Source organism: Halomarina pelagica (assembly GCF_024228315.1).
Taxonomy (GTDB): Archaea; Halobacteriota; Halobacteria; order Halobacteriales; family Haloarculaceae; genus Halomarina; species Halomarina pelagica.
This window is the reverse complement of record NZ_CP100454.1, coordinates 1-13,914: the sequence shown is the minus strand read 5'-3', so window position 1 is coordinate 13,914 and position 13,914 is coordinate 1. Positions and strand designations below refer to the sequence as shown.

Annotated in this window: 14 protein-coding genes and 1 pseudogene; 10 read left to right on the top strand and 5 right to left on the bottom strand. The window is 56.0% G+C overall.

Features of this window, described 5'->3' with window-relative positions; all coding sequences use genetic code 11:
* Positions 1-98 precede the first annotated feature (98 nt).
* The 3 genes from NKI68_RS00075 (at position 99) to NKI68_RS00065 (ending at position 1,432) form a co-directional block, all read left to right on the top strand.
* The gene (locus tag NKI68_RS00075) at positions 99-590 is read left to right on the top strand and encodes a DUF7995 family protein (RefSeq protein ID WP_254544637.1); all 492 of its coding nucleotides are present in this window, start codon (positions 99-101) and stop codon (positions 588-590) included.
* 3 nt (positions 591-593) lie between these two features.
* Complete coding sequence (locus NKI68_RS00070; protein WP_254544635.1) at positions 594-959, top strand: DUF7568 family protein; 366 nt, start codon at positions 594-596, stop codon at positions 957-959.
* Positions 960-1,036: 77 nt separating this feature from the next.
* Positions 1,037-1,432 (top strand): DUF7567 family protein, encoded by a 396-nt coding sequence (locus NKI68_RS00065; protein WP_254544634.1) that lies wholly within the window; start codon positions 1,037-1,039, stop codon positions 1,430-1,432.
* A gap of 115 nt (positions 1,433-1,547) precedes the next feature.
* On the opposite strand, the gene NKI68_RS00060 is transcribed toward NKI68_RS00065, so the two are convergent.
* Together NKI68_RS00060 and NKI68_RS00055 are read right to left on the bottom strand one after the other, a co-directional pair.
* A complete protein-coding gene (locus NKI68_RS00060) occupies positions 1,548-2,738 on the bottom strand; it encodes a cation:proton antiporter (protein ID WP_254544633.1) in 1,191 nt (396 codons plus the stop codon).
* A gap of 8 nt (positions 2,739-2,746) precedes the next feature.
* Entirely contained in the window at positions 2,747-3,247 is a 501-nt protein-coding gene (locus NKI68_RS00055) for a cation:proton antiporter regulatory subunit (protein ID WP_254544632.1), read from the bottom strand.
* A gap of 459 nt (positions 3,248-3,706) precedes the next feature.
* Here NKI68_RS00055 and NKI68_RS00050 point away from each other — a divergent pair, with 459 nt between their 5' ends.
* The 3 genes from NKI68_RS00050 (at position 3,707) to NKI68_RS00040 (ending at position 6,590) form a co-directional block, all read left to right on the top strand.
* Positions 3,707-3,940 carry a hypothetical protein gene (locus tag NKI68_RS00050; RefSeq protein WP_254544631.1) on the top strand — a complete coding sequence of 78 codons (234 nt, stop codon included), beginning with the start codon at positions 3,707-3,709 and terminating at the stop codon, positions 3,938-3,940.
* A 61-nt stretch (positions 3,941-4,001) separates the two neighbouring features.
* Positions 4,002-5,636, top strand: coding sequence for a potassium channel family protein (locus NKI68_RS00045; RefSeq protein ID WP_254544630.1), 1,635 nt, complete (start codon positions 4,002-4,004; stop codon positions 5,634-5,636).
* 129 nt (positions 5,637-5,765) lie between these two features.
* Positions 5,766-6,590: a CPBP family intramembrane glutamic endopeptidase gene (locus tag NKI68_RS00040; RefSeq protein WP_254544628.1), complete on the top strand. Its 825-nt coding sequence runs from the start codon at positions 5,766-5,768 to the stop codon at positions 6,588-6,590.
* On the opposite strand, the gene NKI68_RS00035 is transcribed toward NKI68_RS00040, so the two are convergent.
* Positions 6,574-6,975, bottom strand: coding sequence for a hypothetical protein (locus NKI68_RS00035; protein WP_254544627.1), 402 nt, complete (start codon positions 6,973-6,975; stop codon positions 6,574-6,576). The genes NKI68_RS00040 and NKI68_RS00035 overlap by 17 nt on opposite strands.
* 255 nt (positions 6,976-7,230) lie before the next feature.
* Between NKI68_RS00035 and NKI68_RS00030 the strand changes: the two genes are divergently transcribed.
* From NKI68_RS00030 to NKI68_RS00015, 4 genes and pseudogenes are all read left to right on the top strand, one after another.
* The gene (locus NKI68_RS00030) at positions 7,231-7,635 is read left to right on the top strand and encodes a DUF6166 domain-containing protein (protein ID WP_254544626.1); all 405 of its coding nucleotides are present in this window, start codon (positions 7,231-7,233) and stop codon (positions 7,633-7,635) included.
* Between the two features lie 17 nt (positions 7,636-7,652).
* A complete protein-coding gene (locus NKI68_RS00025; protein WP_254544624.1) occupies positions 7,653-7,928 on the top strand; it encodes a DUF7389 domain-containing protein in 276 nt (91 codons plus the stop codon).
* 70 nt (positions 7,929-7,998) lie between these two features.
* Positions 7,999-8,189: pseudogene (locus NKI68_RS23690) on the top strand (DUF8129 domain-containing protein); the annotation flags it as partial.
* 482 nt (positions 8,190-8,671) lie between these two features.
* Positions 8,672-9,655, top strand: a complete 984-nt coding sequence (locus NKI68_RS00015) for a formate/nitrite transporter family protein (RefSeq protein WP_254544623.1) — start codon at positions 8,672-8,674, stop codon at positions 9,653-9,655.
* A 410-nt stretch (positions 9,656-10,065) separates the two neighbouring features.
* Here NKI68_RS00015 and NKI68_RS00010 read toward each other — a convergent pair whose 3' ends face one another.
* Positions 10,066-11,238 (bottom strand): site-2 protease family protein, encoded by a 1,173-nt coding sequence (locus tag NKI68_RS00010; protein ID WP_254544622.1) that lies wholly within the window; start codon positions 11,236-11,238, stop codon positions 10,066-10,068.
* Between the two features lie 32 nt (positions 11,239-11,270).
* A complete protein-coding gene (locus NKI68_RS00005; RefSeq protein ID WP_254544621.1) occupies positions 11,271-13,511 on the bottom strand; it encodes a CDC48 family AAA ATPase in 2,241 nt (746 codons plus the stop codon).
* Positions 13,512-13,914: the final 403 nt, after the last annotated feature.

Here is a 13,914-nt window from a genome sequence, read left to right as displayed (position 1 = left end):
GGTGAGGAGGGTTTATCGAGCGCCGGCGATGGGTGCCGGCGCATCCCGTAGTGACGTAGTGTACAGTCAGGTGCGTCGGCAGACCGAGGTGAGAACCAATGCATATGGTCATCTACACGCTCGTAGAGGCATCGACGCGAGACGACGCTCTCGCCACTGGTAAGACGGTGTTCGATCGACTCGTCGGCGCGGTCCCCCACGCTGGCGCTGTCTTCGATTACTATGTGACGTTCGACGAAGATGGGACATCAGTTGCCGGCTCAGCCCGATGGGGCGACCTGCCGGTGGCTGCGCCCGTGGATTCCAACGATGGAGAGGAGCTGCTGGAACGCGGCTGGGACGCGACCGAGGACGAGTTCCAGCGGAACCTCGACCGGGTGAAGGAGGCCCTCGACGACCTCAGTGATGAAGAGATTATGCGCGACGAGGACCTCGCCCGGCACGCCTTCCACCAGGTCGGCGCCTACGACGGTCCATCGGTATTCCTGTACACCGAGCACGCGAGCGGCATCCGCCATCGCGCCCAGCTCGATCGGATTCTCGACGAGAGCGAGGACCTCTGGATTGTGCCTGCCGACGTCCACTTCTAACCGATGTCCCGAATCACAAACTGGCGACGGAGAAATCGCACGCCTACTCTCGAGTGTCGGAACACTGAGACGGGTGCCCGAGCTGTCCTGCATCGAGCCCCGGACTCCTACCGGTACAAATGGCGTGGAGCGATCCTCGTTGACGGCTACCCGGTCTGGTCGCGAGGGTATGAGACAAAGGACGCGACGGCGTTTCGGAACGCGCTCCGTGACAGGCCAGCGCCCGAATTGAGTTGTCCGGAGTGTCTGAACGGCGATGTGGTAGTCGGAGGGAAAACGGCTGACCGCGCGAAAGTTCAGCGCTGGTTCGAGTGTCGGAACTGTGGGTACGAAGCACCCTCAGAGATCGTATACGGCGCCGAGCGCTAATTGATCGAGAACGCGTTAGGAGCTGTTTTTCGTCCGGGCAGGAGAGGGTGCCCCGGTTTGACCGGGGCGGTCCAACAATGAGCCTCGAAGTACTCAACCGCCACAGTAAGGCACTGTTCGAGTTCCTCTGGTGTCCGGTCTGCGGGCACGAGGTGTTTAACCACATCCCCTTCGAGGGGGTATTCTGCAAGAATTGCAACACGCAGGTTGAACTCCAAGAATCACAGGAGGATCGTGGCTACGAGGAAGCCGTCCTCGCCTGCTTCGATACCGACACGACCTGGAATCTCCACGTCGACGAAAAACATCGTCGTGACCTGCCTGACGGGTCGGCTCGGGTGAAGATTCTCGGCGCCCCGGGTACCTACACAGTTGATTGGTGGAGTCCCGAACCCGGCACCGACTGGGAGCCGGTCGAGCGCGGTGAATTTGACGACGTTGACGAGTCCGGGGAGGTCTCACACTTGGCGTAATGATTTTACATCAGATACCACCTCTGAGCAATTCTCAGACCCAGCGGACGTCCTAGTTCTTCTGGTGCAGGAGAGGTTTCATGAGGAGGTGACCGTGGATTTTGATCTAGAATCCTTACGGAGAGATGCCAAGCACGGAAGATATGGTATCCTCATACTCAATCAACAGCGTTCCAAGAAGACTCATCACAAGGACGTATCCAACAGCGAATGCAGGAACTGTGTTCCTAATCACGGGAATCGCACTCGTACTCGCTAGCGTCGCGATGATGAGTGAGAACTCGCCGCGAGCAACTAATCCCATTCCGACACGAGTTGATCGGAGGGTGCTCAGCCCATACACTCTCCCGCTCGCATAGCCACTGATCAGTTTCGTTCCAGTTGTCAGAATGACGGCAACGAGTAACAGAAGCGCTACACCAGCGACGACTCGGAGGTCGGTGGACAACCCAATTGAGAAGAAGAACACTGCTGCGAAAATATCCCGGAGGGGGGTGACGAGATGTTCGATTCGTTCGATGAGGTCAGTTTCACTGAAGGCAGTGCCGACAAAGAAGGCAGCCACCGCTTCGCTCACACCAATCGAGAGGGCGATTGCACCAATCAGCACTGCAACCCCGACAATACGAAGGACGAACAATTCGTCCGGCCCAACGTCGAAGATCCGTTCGATGTAGTCTGTTCCGAGATAGGCAACAGCGGCAAGCGCGGCCAAGAAGACGAACGCCTGGACGACCGTCATCGTTGCTTCAGCGAATGTCCCCCCACCCAGCACAAGTGCAGAAACAACCGCGAGATAGACGGCGATGACAATGTCCTCAACAACGAGCGTGCTCAGAATAACGTCACTCTCGGGGTTCGCGAGCCACCCAGCATCTGTAAGCGACTTTGTGATAATCGCGCTCGACGAGATGTAGACAATTCCCGTGATAAGGATGATACCGGTCACTCCAAAGCCGAACACGTACCCGATGAGGACCCCCATGATCCCATTGAGAACGAGATCGAGCCCTCCGAGCTTTGCGAGCCGGGTCTTATTTGCGACCAATGTTCCCACATTAAACTCCAATCCCAAGAAGAACAGGAGGAGAATAATCCCCAGTTCGCCAACAGTGCTGACGAATTCGCTATTCCCGACCAGTCGAAGCGAGATGCCGCCGATCTCTGTCGGGACGTACGGCCCAACGAGAATCCCAGCGGCGATGTAGCCAGGGATAACTGACTGCCGGAATCGATGGGCGAGCGCCCCAACGAGAGCAAGCGTAACGAGTGCGATACCGACCTCTAAGAGTAGTGCTCCAGCCATGAGAGAAATTAGTTCGATGTCTCTGTAGATCCAGTCTTGATCAGGGATTCGAACGATTTCTGTTCGGGCCGAGTTCCGATGACAACGAGGATATCACCGGGCTGGAGAACGGTGTCCGCTTTCGGGCTGGCGAGAGTGTCATCCTCTCGTTGGATGGCAGCAACGGTTGCGCCAGTCTTCTGGCGGAGCTGTGCTGCTTGGATGGTCTCACCGGCGAGTGGAGAGTCATCAGGGATTTCGACCCACTCCATAATTGCGTTTCCGAGTGGCATATCGACATCATCGAGATCGAGCGGTTGGAAGTCTACACCCTGAAGTGCAGTTACAATCTCTCGCGACACACCAGCCGGGAACTCGAAGAGTTTCTCAGCATCGGCATCTGGGTGATCACGACGGAAAATCTCTCGTTTGCCATCGTGGTGGACAATGACTACGAATCGTTCAGTATCACCAGTTTCCACCTCGTAGCGTTTTCCGACGCCCGGAACATCCGCTTCGTAAATGACCATGCTCGGACGAAGACGGGTGAATTCTATAAACCCCGCTATTCTTCTTGAGAAAGGGGTGTGAGTTGAGGTTCGCTCAGGTTTGGTCATAGAGCGTGTTATCGATGATTTCCGTGGGAGTCCCAAAAGACCCATAAGAACCTAGATAACGAGAGAGGTATGGTTGATTGGAAGAAATACTATCAACGCTTTAGGAACAACACCCTCCTCTTTTCCAACGTAGATCTCGTATGTCCTGGCTGTGGTGCGAAGGTGGACCCCCGGCTAGAGAATTGTGAGGAATGTGGCCGCCAGCTCCTTTAACCCTGAGAAGAGTAGGGTTTCCTCAGTTCTATTGTGTGGTCACGATTCACTGAACCCAAATCTGAGAGTTCAGAGTCCGTTTGTGAAGTTATTCTTGCGAGTGGACGGACTGCCGAGATTCTCTTATACCGAACCCACGAACTCTAATAGAGAGCGTCGATGGAGGAAGTAACTGATACAAAAACATACGAATGGGCTGATGAGGTCGTCGTCGAGGTCATGGGAACCGACGAACAGGGTGAGTTCGCGATTGTCTCGTATCACTTCGCCTTCGAGGATATCCAGAACGCTACCATTCGCTTACAAGGTGAGATAGAACCCGAACACGAGTCCCACATCGTAGCCGCGCTTTCCGATGCGGGATATACACTCACGACTTCGCTCGAAGAGTAAGAGCCACTGAAGGGTATGCGACTCCACATGGTTTAGTGTGGTTGAGTGACTCTGCTCAGTTATGGATAAGTGGCAGCGACGAACCGTCTATTATTCAGTTCTCTTGACTGGGCTCATTCTCGTGTACGCTGTCCTCTATCACCACGGGATGCGTATCTATGAAGGAGAGAGTCTCTCATTCCTTCATTCATTACAGGTCGTCGTTGAGACGTTCACAACTACCGGATTTGGATCGGATGCCCCATGGCAGAGTCCGGAAATGAACGCGTTCGTCATCGTGATGGACCTCACAGGCGTGGCCTTGATTTTTATGGCCCTCCCCGTGTTGGTGTTTCCTCTCCTGGAAGATGTGCTCTCAACGACTGTTCCGAAATCGATCGAGAACGGACTCTCTGACCACGTGGTGATCTGTTCGTTTACTCCTCGAACCGATGCCCTCATCGCCGAACTCGAATCATGGGATGTAGAGTATGTCATCGTTGAGCCAGACCGGGAGCGAGCAACTGATCTCTACGAGAACGAGTACACGATTATCCACGAGGATCCAGAGTCGGTCGACGGACTCGAACAAGCAGGGCTCCCTGAAGCACGGGCACTCGTCGCTGACGTCTCTGATCAGGTCGATGCGAGCATCGTCTTGACGGCCCAGGAGGTCGCAGAGGAGATACCAATTGTCAGCGTCGTCGAAGAGCCGAATCGTACGGCCTATCACCGGCTTGCCGGTGCTGATGAGGTTCTTTCACCACGCCCACTTCTTGGCAAGAGTCTCGCCTCGAAAGTCACAACCTCGGTGACCAGCGATTTGGATGGGTCAATCGAAATCGGGGGAGACATCGAAATCGCTGAACTGCCGATTCATCGTGGAAGTCGGTTAATCGGGACGACGTTAGCCGAGAGTGGCATTCGAGAGCGAGCCGGTGTCAACGTTATCGGAGCCTGGTTCCGAGGTGAATTTGAGAGTCCACCTTCGCCGACGGCGACGCTTACGAACGGGACCGTACTGCTCGTGACCGGCCGTGAGGATCAACTCGAGCGGTTGAAAGAACTCACGCTCTCAGAAATCAGACGATTTGATCACGGTGAGACGATTGTAGTGGGGTATGGGCAAGTCGGCCGGACGATCACTGATGCACTTTCCGAAGCGAATCTCCCGTACACGGTCGTTGACCAGACGGAGATGGAGGGTGTTGACGTTATTGGAGATGCAACTGATCCCGAAACACTAGAAAAAGCGGAGATCAGTGATGCTCGGTCGGTGATTTTGACGCTTCCTGACGACACAACGTCCGAGTTCGCCACCCTCGTGATTCGTGACCTCAGTCCACAGACAGAGGTTATCGCTCGCGTTGAAGAGGCCCAGAGTACCCAGAAGATGTATCGTGCCGGCGCAGACTACGTGTTATCACTAGCGACTGTGAGCGGTCGAATGATCGCCTCAACCATCCTCGAAGACGAGGACGTACTTTCGCTGGACCAGCAAGTCGAAGTGATCCGTACCCCCGCACCAAAGCTGACCGGACAGACTCTCGGAGAGGCATTAGTCCGCTCAAAGACAGGGTGCACGGTCGTTGGCGTTGAACGTAATGATGAGGTGATTACGGATGTTGGCCCCGAGTTCCGTATCGAACCGGACGACGAGCTCATTATCGCCGGAACGGATACCGGTATTCAGAAATTCAACGAGCTGATGAGTTGATTCAGGCACTGCCACAATCAGAGTATCATGCATCCATATTTACGTGAATATCTTCGCCGGCTTCGACTCCTCGCATGGAACGAGACCGAGCAACGACCACGCGCGTTTATTCGAGTCTATCTCTTCTGGATGGTCTATGCAGTCGTCTTCCTCTCAATCCCGGCGCTTATCGATCCGTCTGGAACGGGACTCTTGCGAGCTGCTGGGCTCCGCTTGCTGTTGGGACTCTGTACGGTCGGGCTGCTGTTTGCAGCGGCTCTGTTTGTCGATAAGAGACCAGTTTACCGCTTCGGTCTGTGTATTGATCGGTACTGGTTGACAGATAGTGTTGCTGGCGCTCTAATTGGGAGTGCGATTCCAACAGCTGCAGTACTCCTAGGGCTTGCTGTGGGATGGCTCGCAGTTCCCGAGGCTGCGTTCACCTTGACGGCCAGTACGTTAGCTAATATTGGATTAGCGATCGTGGTCACTGTCTGTATCGCACTTGTGGAAGAGTTCGTCTATCGAGGGTATATCCTGACGAACGCCATTGAGGGCCTTGACCTGCGATGGGTCTCTTCGCCAGTTACGATTGCTTCAGCATGGGGAATCTCGGCATTCCTGTTTGCAGTAGTGCACCCGGCACCGACACTCCTCGTCGGGTTTCACTACCTTGGGGCAGGATTATTACTGGGTCTTGCGTATCTGATAACAGGGCAACTTGCACTCCCGGTCGGTATTCACGCGGGATTCAATTTCGTATCAGGATACGTCTTCCCCCTCGATCAAGACCCATCTGTCTCCATCGCTCCCTTGGCCGTCCAGGGGCCAGAGTGGCTGATCGGGCAAGCAGGAGTTCTCCAAACAGGGTTCCAGCTTTCAGCGGCCATCTTTGTCGTCTTCTATGGCTGGTGGCGATCAGGAAGCCTCGGCATCAGTCCGGCAATCAAGAGTAAAATCAGAGATAAATCGTAGAGATCTGAATTACCGTAGGAAGAATCACCCGGAGGAGCGATCCACCGAATCCGAGGCTGATAAAGCCCATCAACACGGCAAATTGTGACTTCTCATCCTCAAATCCGACGAGAAAGTGATAGAGGAGTAATGAGCTCGAACTTTGGACGATAAACAGCCCAATGAGCGCGCTTCCAATAACGAAGAAGGGATCCGAATCAAGCGAAAGAAAGGCGAATGGAGGACGAAACCAGCCCAATACAGTCCCGATGACACCAGCAGTGATATAGAGGGCAAACCAGCTTCCAACAAAGAGAGCTCCTCGCATCCCAACATGGGTAGAAACCTTGAGACATCTCTCAAGCAGGGTGGCTATTACGACGATTCTCGATCGGGACGAGGCCATCTGTATTGGATAGTATCTCGGCGAGACGGACTACGAGTCCAAGGGTTATACCAGCTGTTGCGGGCTCCCAGTCTGCCCATGAGCGTATTAGGCTTGTAGTTCGCCCGTGTCGATCCAACTAACGACGATACCGGCTATGAGAGATAGACAGTTCACCGTCGTTCCATCGAACATCTGGATTAGTAACTGTGAGCGGTTTTTCACCCCCGAAAAGGGGTGCGGGGATGCTCGAACGAGCATCCCACGAACAGAACGATGAGTGGAATCACCGACTTACACTCGCACGTACAGAGAGGCGCCTCAGATGACGGCGACGTCGTCTACGTCGGCTACCGTCATCGAGGGCGCGTCATCGTCGAGAAACAGCCCGGCCAAGAACAGGTGACACCCGATCGGAGTCTCGAATTGGCGAACCACAGTCCGAGCGGATTCGAGGTTGGATACTGTGGCAGTGGTCCGGCCCAACTCGCGCTCGCGCTCCTCCTCGACTACACTGACGACGAGGACGTCGCCCTCGAGGAGTACATGGAATTCAAGACCAAGGTCGTGAGCCAGCTGGAATGTACAGAACCAGACGGCTGCTGGCGACTCACCGGGCGCGAGATCGACGCCGCCCTTCGCGAGACAGTCGACGAACCGGTCGCACCGTCCGTCAACTAACAGTCAGAGAGCAATCCATGCCAGAACACACCCAGCAGTCCCGTACGAACGCAGAATCGACCGAGAACAGTGCGCGACAGACTCCTACTGAATACGTCGAGCGAAGCGATGTCGGCGTCTCACTCACCGTGAAGCTGACTCGCGGCACTGGGACTCGCGATCAGGACAAGCTCACGGCCAAAGTGAAGGCGAAAACGCTCGAAGAGGCCCACGAGGACATGGAGACGCTTCGGGAGTACATCCACGACCTCGCCGAGGACGCTCGCCAGATCCAACCAGGAGACGACGAGTAGCGGGGTGGTACGGTCTATTTCGCCTCTGTAAGAGCGGAGACGATTATCAGTGAACGATCCAAAGCAAGAGATGGATTCAAACGAGCTGTCGCCAGCACAGCGACTCGAACCGCCAAACTCGCGAGTTGTCAACACTGTGTCGTGACGATTCACAATATGGAGACGCTGCGAGCGTGTGTCGCCTACGAGAACGCAAATCAACAGCGAACGCTCATCCTTGAGCGGCTTGCCCGCCGAGGGCGTGAGATTCGTAATAGTGAGGAGAAATGCAGCGACCCTCTTGGTAAGGTTCTCATCAGATTCTGCAGCCGATGCCACTACTCACCATCCCCTCATGGCGATCGGCTAACGATAGTTCTAAGATCGGCTGTCTTTCCCATACACTTGATACCTATTTTTTGGGCCTTGTTGAAACCCTCAGCCGAGAATAGGTTTCGACGACTCTGCTGAATACTGAGGATGTAGTCAGCAGAATGGCAGCTTCAGAGAAATTAGTCACCACTCAGTTTGCCCTGACCCGCATACCCGGGATAATGGAACGCCATACGTCCGAGCGCCAGAGGCCGTCTCCCTCCCGCCGCAGATAAACTTCATACTGCCACGTATTGTCATCCTTATTCGGGGAGAGACATTATGGTACCACCATTTCACCTCAATCCGGAATCTCGGACTAGTCACGTCCGACGAGCGGACCCGACTCCGAATATAGTCGAACCGTGGCAGTTGCTGTCTGGAGGGCCTTCATGAGCGACGAATCCGAGGACCCGCCACCAGTCGTCCGATCCCAGGACCGGGCTGCGTCCGGCGTCCCGGCAGCGGGCTGGGCACTCGGTGATCGCTTCTCGTGGAACGAAATCCATCAACGGCTGCTCGCGTCCGCCGACGAGGAAATCGCCAGCACGCTCTCGGAACTGTTTTTCAGCGGTTTCACCGCCGGCTTCGCGATCGTCTTGACGTTCATCGGCTACACGGTCGGGACCGCGACGTTCCCAAACAATAGATTCCTCGCCGCAGTGCTGTATCCGATCGGGTTCATGTACATCATTCTCGGACGGTACGAACTGTACACCGAGACCACTCTCCCACCGGTCAAGCTGGTGCTGACCCGGTTGGCCAGTCTCCCCTTGCTGTTACGCATGTGGAGCGTCGTCCTGCTGGCGAATGTCATCGGTGCCGCGTTCGGCGCGTTCATCCTCGCAAACACGCACGTACTTACGCCGGCAGAGATGGAGGTCGGAGCCGAATTCCTCCAGCACGGTCTCGAACTGGGCTGGTGGGACCTATTCTTCAAGGCCTTATTCGCGGGGTGGCTTGTTGCTGGCGTGGTGTGGCTCCATACGGCTGCGCGAGACACGATCTCGCGTGTCGTAATCACCTATCTCGTCTTCTACACGATTCCCGTCCTCGGCCTGTACCACGTCGTGAGTTCGGGCGCTGAAGCACTCTTCGTCGTGTTTCTCAAGACGCCGAGTCCGGGGGTATTCACCCTGATTTATGAGTTCTGGCTTCCGATCTTGCTTGGCAACACGACTGGTGGCGTCGTATTGGTCGCGCTCGCGAGCTACGCGCAAGCCGTGAGACGCCGGTATCCGGAGATTCGGGTTCTGTCGACCCGGGAGATGCTGTTCAGTTTGAAAGGCGGTCGCCCGTTCGAAACGCCGAGACCGGGCATCCAGTTACCGGAAAACGGTGGTGGACCCGAGGAGGAATCCGACACAACTAGGTGACGTTGTACTGTAGACAACCTGCAACTCTCCATTTTGTGAGGTGGTGCTGAATATCCCTCTGTATTCAGCAGTCCATTCCTCTCAGAATTACGGACGTTCACACTCATCGTGTGAACCAGCGAAGCTTCGCTCCACGTTGTAAACAACGCACTTGATGACGAGTTCGCGGAACTGCTTGAACGTCAGAGTGATTGGACGAATACGAACCGTTCTTTGTTGAATCCATGCTGTGAGTAGGTGACTGAAGTTCTCTTGAATGACGCCGAAAGAAAGTCACGCATAAAATTCAAGTTCAGAGGTTGTGCGACGATGAACACAGTCTAGGCAAATGTACCGGTGACAGTCGCAACGACGCCGAGGACAGCAAAGATACCCCGCCAACCATTCCCTTGACGGCGAAGGAGATCGTCTCAATCAACCCGACTTCGTCGGAACTCATGTGATTGTTCACTGGGAAGAGGCTGCAGGAGGGCGTTATCCAACTTGGCCGATCTCTGTAGTAATGCGAGAATCTGCATGAAGTCGTCTCCGGAGACGAGTCCGAGAACTCGTCCTTGTTCCTCGATCAAAACGCAATGAGCGTCGGTGTCACCTATCTTCCGGAAGAGTTCGAACGCATCATCGTCGCTGGAGATCGTCGGCGGGTCTTCAGTCATCACTTCATCAACCGTTGTATCTGGGTCAATCGTCTCCGGAAGGGTCTGGACGTTCGCGAGGGTGACGACACCCTGGACCGTCCTCGACTGATCGACGACCACGTATTCGGTTCGGCGTTCGTGTAACATCCGATCGATCAGTGCTTGGACCGGTGTCCCGGTACGCACGGTTGGCAGTTCCGGACGCATCAGATCGCGTACTCGGACACCACTCAACAGTTCCTGTGTCATTACGATCGTCGCCTCGGAGCGGCCGGCGAGGAAGACGAATCCGGCGATGAGCAACAGTAGAATATCAAAGGTGAAAAGACCGACGAGGGCGAGGAGGATCGCAACGACTGTCGCGACTTGCACGGCACGCTGGGTCGCCTCGACGAACGGCCGCGAGCGAGCGAGCAGGGCCCGCAGAATGCGCCCGCCGTCCATCGGGAACGCAGGGAGCAGATTGAACAGAGCCAGCCCCACGTTCGTTAGTCCGAACCAACCGAAGACAAATCCAGCCACGGGAGCCGACGGTGGCGTAACCTGGAGCAGCACGTATCCAATAACACCGAGCAGGAGGCTCGTGATTGGACCAGCAATAGCGATCCAGAACTCCTTGCGCCACTCAGTCGGCAAGTCCTCGATATGAGCGACACCACCGAACAGCCACAACGTGATCGAGCGGATCGTGAGATCATATCTGAGTGCCACCCAGGAGTGGCCGAGTTCGTGAATCGCCACGCCGACGAACAGGCTCAGCGCTCCGGCAATCCCGATAATCCAAGGCGTCGAACCCGAGAGCAACGTGTCCGTCGTGATCGACAGTGGCGAAATTGCGTTAATGATCCCTGTCCACGTTGCGATGTACTGGGGACTGGCGAGTTGCCATGCGAGGAATGGAAGGATCACAAGCAGCGAGACGTGAATCTCAATCGGGATGCCCATCACCGTCCCAATCCTGAACTTACTCCGCATAACTACTGGAATCCCGCCGGAGAAGCCTGTTCGTCCGACGACTCGCCACCCAGATCGTCCACCAGCCCCTCGTAGAATTCGTGCATCTCCTCCGTGACTGACGGTTTGACTTTCCGAACTGCTTCTTCGAAGTGTGCTGCTTCGATTACGACGGCGTCAGCAGCCTCGTCTAGTTCCTCGGACGACTCGATCCCGTCACGTTCGACCCTCGACACCACCTCATCCAGCGCGAGCATACTTGCCTCTCGAACGATTCCTTCGATATCGCCACCCGTGTACCCCTCAGTATCCTCCGCGAGAGCATCGAGATCGACGTCGTCACCGAGTGGCATCTCCCGAGTGTGCACACCGAAGATCTCGCGTCTGGCCTCGATGTCGGGAATGGGGACGTAGACGTTTTTCTCCAACCGACCGGGCCGAAGGAGTGCTCTGTCGATAATGTCTGGTCGGTTGGTCGCGCCTAGGACGAAGACGCCGCGTAATTCCTCGATCCCGTCAAGTTCGGTCAGCAGCTGTGAGACGACGCGTTCGGTCACCTGCGAGTCGAACGACTCGCCGCGCTCGGGAGCGATTGCATCGACCTCGTCGAAGAAGATGATCGTCGGGGCGTTCTGTCGGGCCCGCTGGAAGACTTCTCTGACACCCCGTTCCGACTCGCCGACATACTTGTTGAGAAGTTCAGGCCCCTTGACCGAGATGAAATTCACGTTACTCGCGTTCGCGACCGCCCGTGCGAGAAGTGTCTTTCCCGTCCCGGGAGGCCCATATAGGAGAATCCCCCTCGGTGCCTCGGTGCGAATTTTCTCGAACATCTGCGGGTACGAGAGCGGCCACTCGACCGACCGGACGAGTTCGTGTTGCACCGACTTGAGCCCCCCGACATCCTCGTAGGTGACGTCCGGGACTTCGACGAACACCTCGCGCATCGCGCTCGGTTCGACGTTCTGTAAGGCCGCCTCGAAGTCGTCCCTCGTGACCTCAATCTCCTCGAGAACGTCCGGTTCAATGTGGTCGGTTTCGATGTCGATTTCCTCCTGGACACGCCGCAACGCGTGCATCGCGGCTTCCTTTGCGAATGATTCGATATCGGCACCCACAAATCCGTACGTCCGGTCGGCATACCCCTCTAAGTCGACATCGTCCGCAGTCGGCATATCCCGCGTGTGAATCTGGAGGATTTCGAGGCGTCCATCCCGATCGGGAGCCCCGATTTCGATCTCGCGATCGAACCTGCCGCCGCGTCTGAGTGCGGGGTCAATTGCATTGATACGGTTGGTGGCGCCGATGACGATAACGTCACCGCGGGCTTCGAGTCCATCCATTAACGAGAGTAGTTGCGCCACGACGCGTCGCTCCGTCTCTCCGGTGACTTCGTCCCTCGACGGCGCAATCGAGTCGAGTTCGTCGATAAAGACGATCGCGGGCGCGTCCTCCTGGGCTTCGTCGAAAATCTCGCGGAGCTGCTCTTCGGATTCGCCGTAGTACCGCGACATGATCTCCGGCCCCGACAACGAAAAGAAGCTGGCGTCGATCTCATTCGCGACGGCCTTCGCAATCAGCGTCTTGCCAGTTCCGGGTGGCCCATGGAGTAATACACCCTTGGGTGGGGCGATGCCGAGGCGACGGAACAGTTCCGGATGCCGCATCGGTAGTTCGATCATCTCCCGGATGAGTCCGAGCTCCCGCTTGAGTCCACCCACGTCCTCGTAGGTGACATCCGGGAGTTCGGAACGCTCGCCCTCGAGATCCTCCTCGGTAATTGGCTGGTCGCGAACTTCTAGGGTCGTTTGCTCAGTCACCAGAACGGGACCCGTCGGAGTCGTCTTCGTGACGATAAAGACGAACGGTTGGCCGAGCAATCGAAGGTGGATTGTGTCGCCACGAACGACAGGTCGGTTGAGGAGATGACGCTTCAGATACGGCTCTGCCCCACGCAGAATGATGCGCTCCGGGAGCGCAACCGTGATCGAAGTAGCTTCTTCCGAATCTACCTCTGTCACTTCGACGTAGTCGTCGATTTCCACGTCCGCGTTTGCCCGAGTGATCCCGTCGATTCGGAGAACGTCCTCGGGATCGGTTTCGTAGGCTGGTCGGACCGTCGCAACGGTGCGACGACGACCCGTTATCTGGACGACATCACCCGGTTGGACGCCTAATTCGTCACGGCTCTGTTGGCCGAGACGGGCAATTCCACGGCCGGTATCTTCCGGCGCTAATCCCTGGACTCGGAGTTCGATAGGCATGATCGGTTTCGGGGTCTGTACAGTTCTGCGACCAGAATCCCATGTTAGTATTTGACACGGGTGTAGATAGCGGTAGAGGTTGCTGTGGCTACCCAGCTATCAAGAGGATGGTGAACGCCTCGAAGCGTTGACAGAGACGTTCAACACTCGGAATTTAGTAGCCACAGGCATGGCCTCCCGATTGTCGGGAGTCGGGAAAATTGACTGAGGATACACCTTCGGGAGTGCCCTTGTGGTCCTTCGATTCGTGGATACAGATAGTCACTCGAGTTCGAGTTCCCTGCTTTGGATCTGGTGAATCACCGGACAGTGTCGGCTTTCGGAGGTGAGATCCGGTGATTTGAGGCGACATTCTGGGTCAATGGTACGATAAGCCCGAAAGAATGTATGAAAGTAGAGCGAG

Excerpts from the sequence above, each read along its gene's own strand:
- NKI68_RS00075 (WP_254544637.1), top strand. The coding sequence starts at position 99 with ATGCATATGGTCATCTACACGCTCGTAGAGGCATCGACGCGAGACGAC.
- NKI68_RS00070 (WP_254544635.1), top strand. The coding sequence starts at position 594 with ATGTCCCGAATCACAAACTGGCGACGGAGAAATCGCACGCCTACTCTC.
- NKI68_RS00065 (WP_254544634.1), top strand. The coding sequence starts at position 1,037 with ATGAGCCTCGAAGTACTCAACCGCCACAGTAAGGCACTGTTCGAGTTC.
- NKI68_RS00060 (WP_254544633.1), bottom strand. The coding sequence starts at position 2,738 with ATGGCTGGAGCACTACTCTTAGAGGTCGGTATCGCACTCGTTACGCTT.
- NKI68_RS00055 (WP_254544632.1), bottom strand. The coding sequence starts at position 3,247 with ATGGTCATTTACGAAGCGGATGTTCCGGGCGTCGGAAAACGCTACGAG.
- NKI68_RS00050 (WP_254544631.1), top strand. The coding sequence starts at position 3,707 with ATGGAGGAAGTAACTGATACAAAAACATACGAATGGGCTGATGAGGTC.
- NKI68_RS00045 (WP_254544630.1), top strand. The coding sequence starts at position 4,002 with ATGGATAAGTGGCAGCGACGAACCGTCTATTATTCAGTTCTCTTGACT.
- NKI68_RS00040 (WP_254544628.1), top strand. The coding sequence starts at position 5,766 with ATGGTCTATGCAGTCGTCTTCCTCTCAATCCCGGCGCTTATCGATCCG.
- NKI68_RS00035 (WP_254544627.1), bottom strand. The coding sequence starts at position 6,975 with ATGGCCTCGTCCCGATCGAGAATCGTCGTAATAGCCACCCTGCTTGAG.
- NKI68_RS00030 (WP_254544626.1), top strand. The coding sequence starts at position 7,231 with ATGAGTGGAATCACCGACTTACACTCGCACGTACAGAGAGGCGCCTCA.
- NKI68_RS00025 (WP_254544624.1), top strand. The coding sequence starts at position 7,653 with ATGCCAGAACACACCCAGCAGTCCCGTACGAACGCAGAATCGACCGAG.
- NKI68_RS00015 (WP_254544623.1), top strand. The coding sequence starts at position 8,672 with ATGAGCGACGAATCCGAGGACCCGCCACCAGTCGTCCGATCCCAGGAC.
- NKI68_RS00010 (WP_254544622.1), bottom strand. The coding sequence starts at position 11,238 with ATGGGCATCCCGATTGAGATTCACGTCTCGCTGCTTGTGATCCTTCCA.
- NKI68_RS00005 (WP_254544621.1), bottom strand. The coding sequence starts at position 13,511 with ATGCCTATCGAACTCCGAGTCCAGGGATTAGCGCCGGAAGATACCGGC.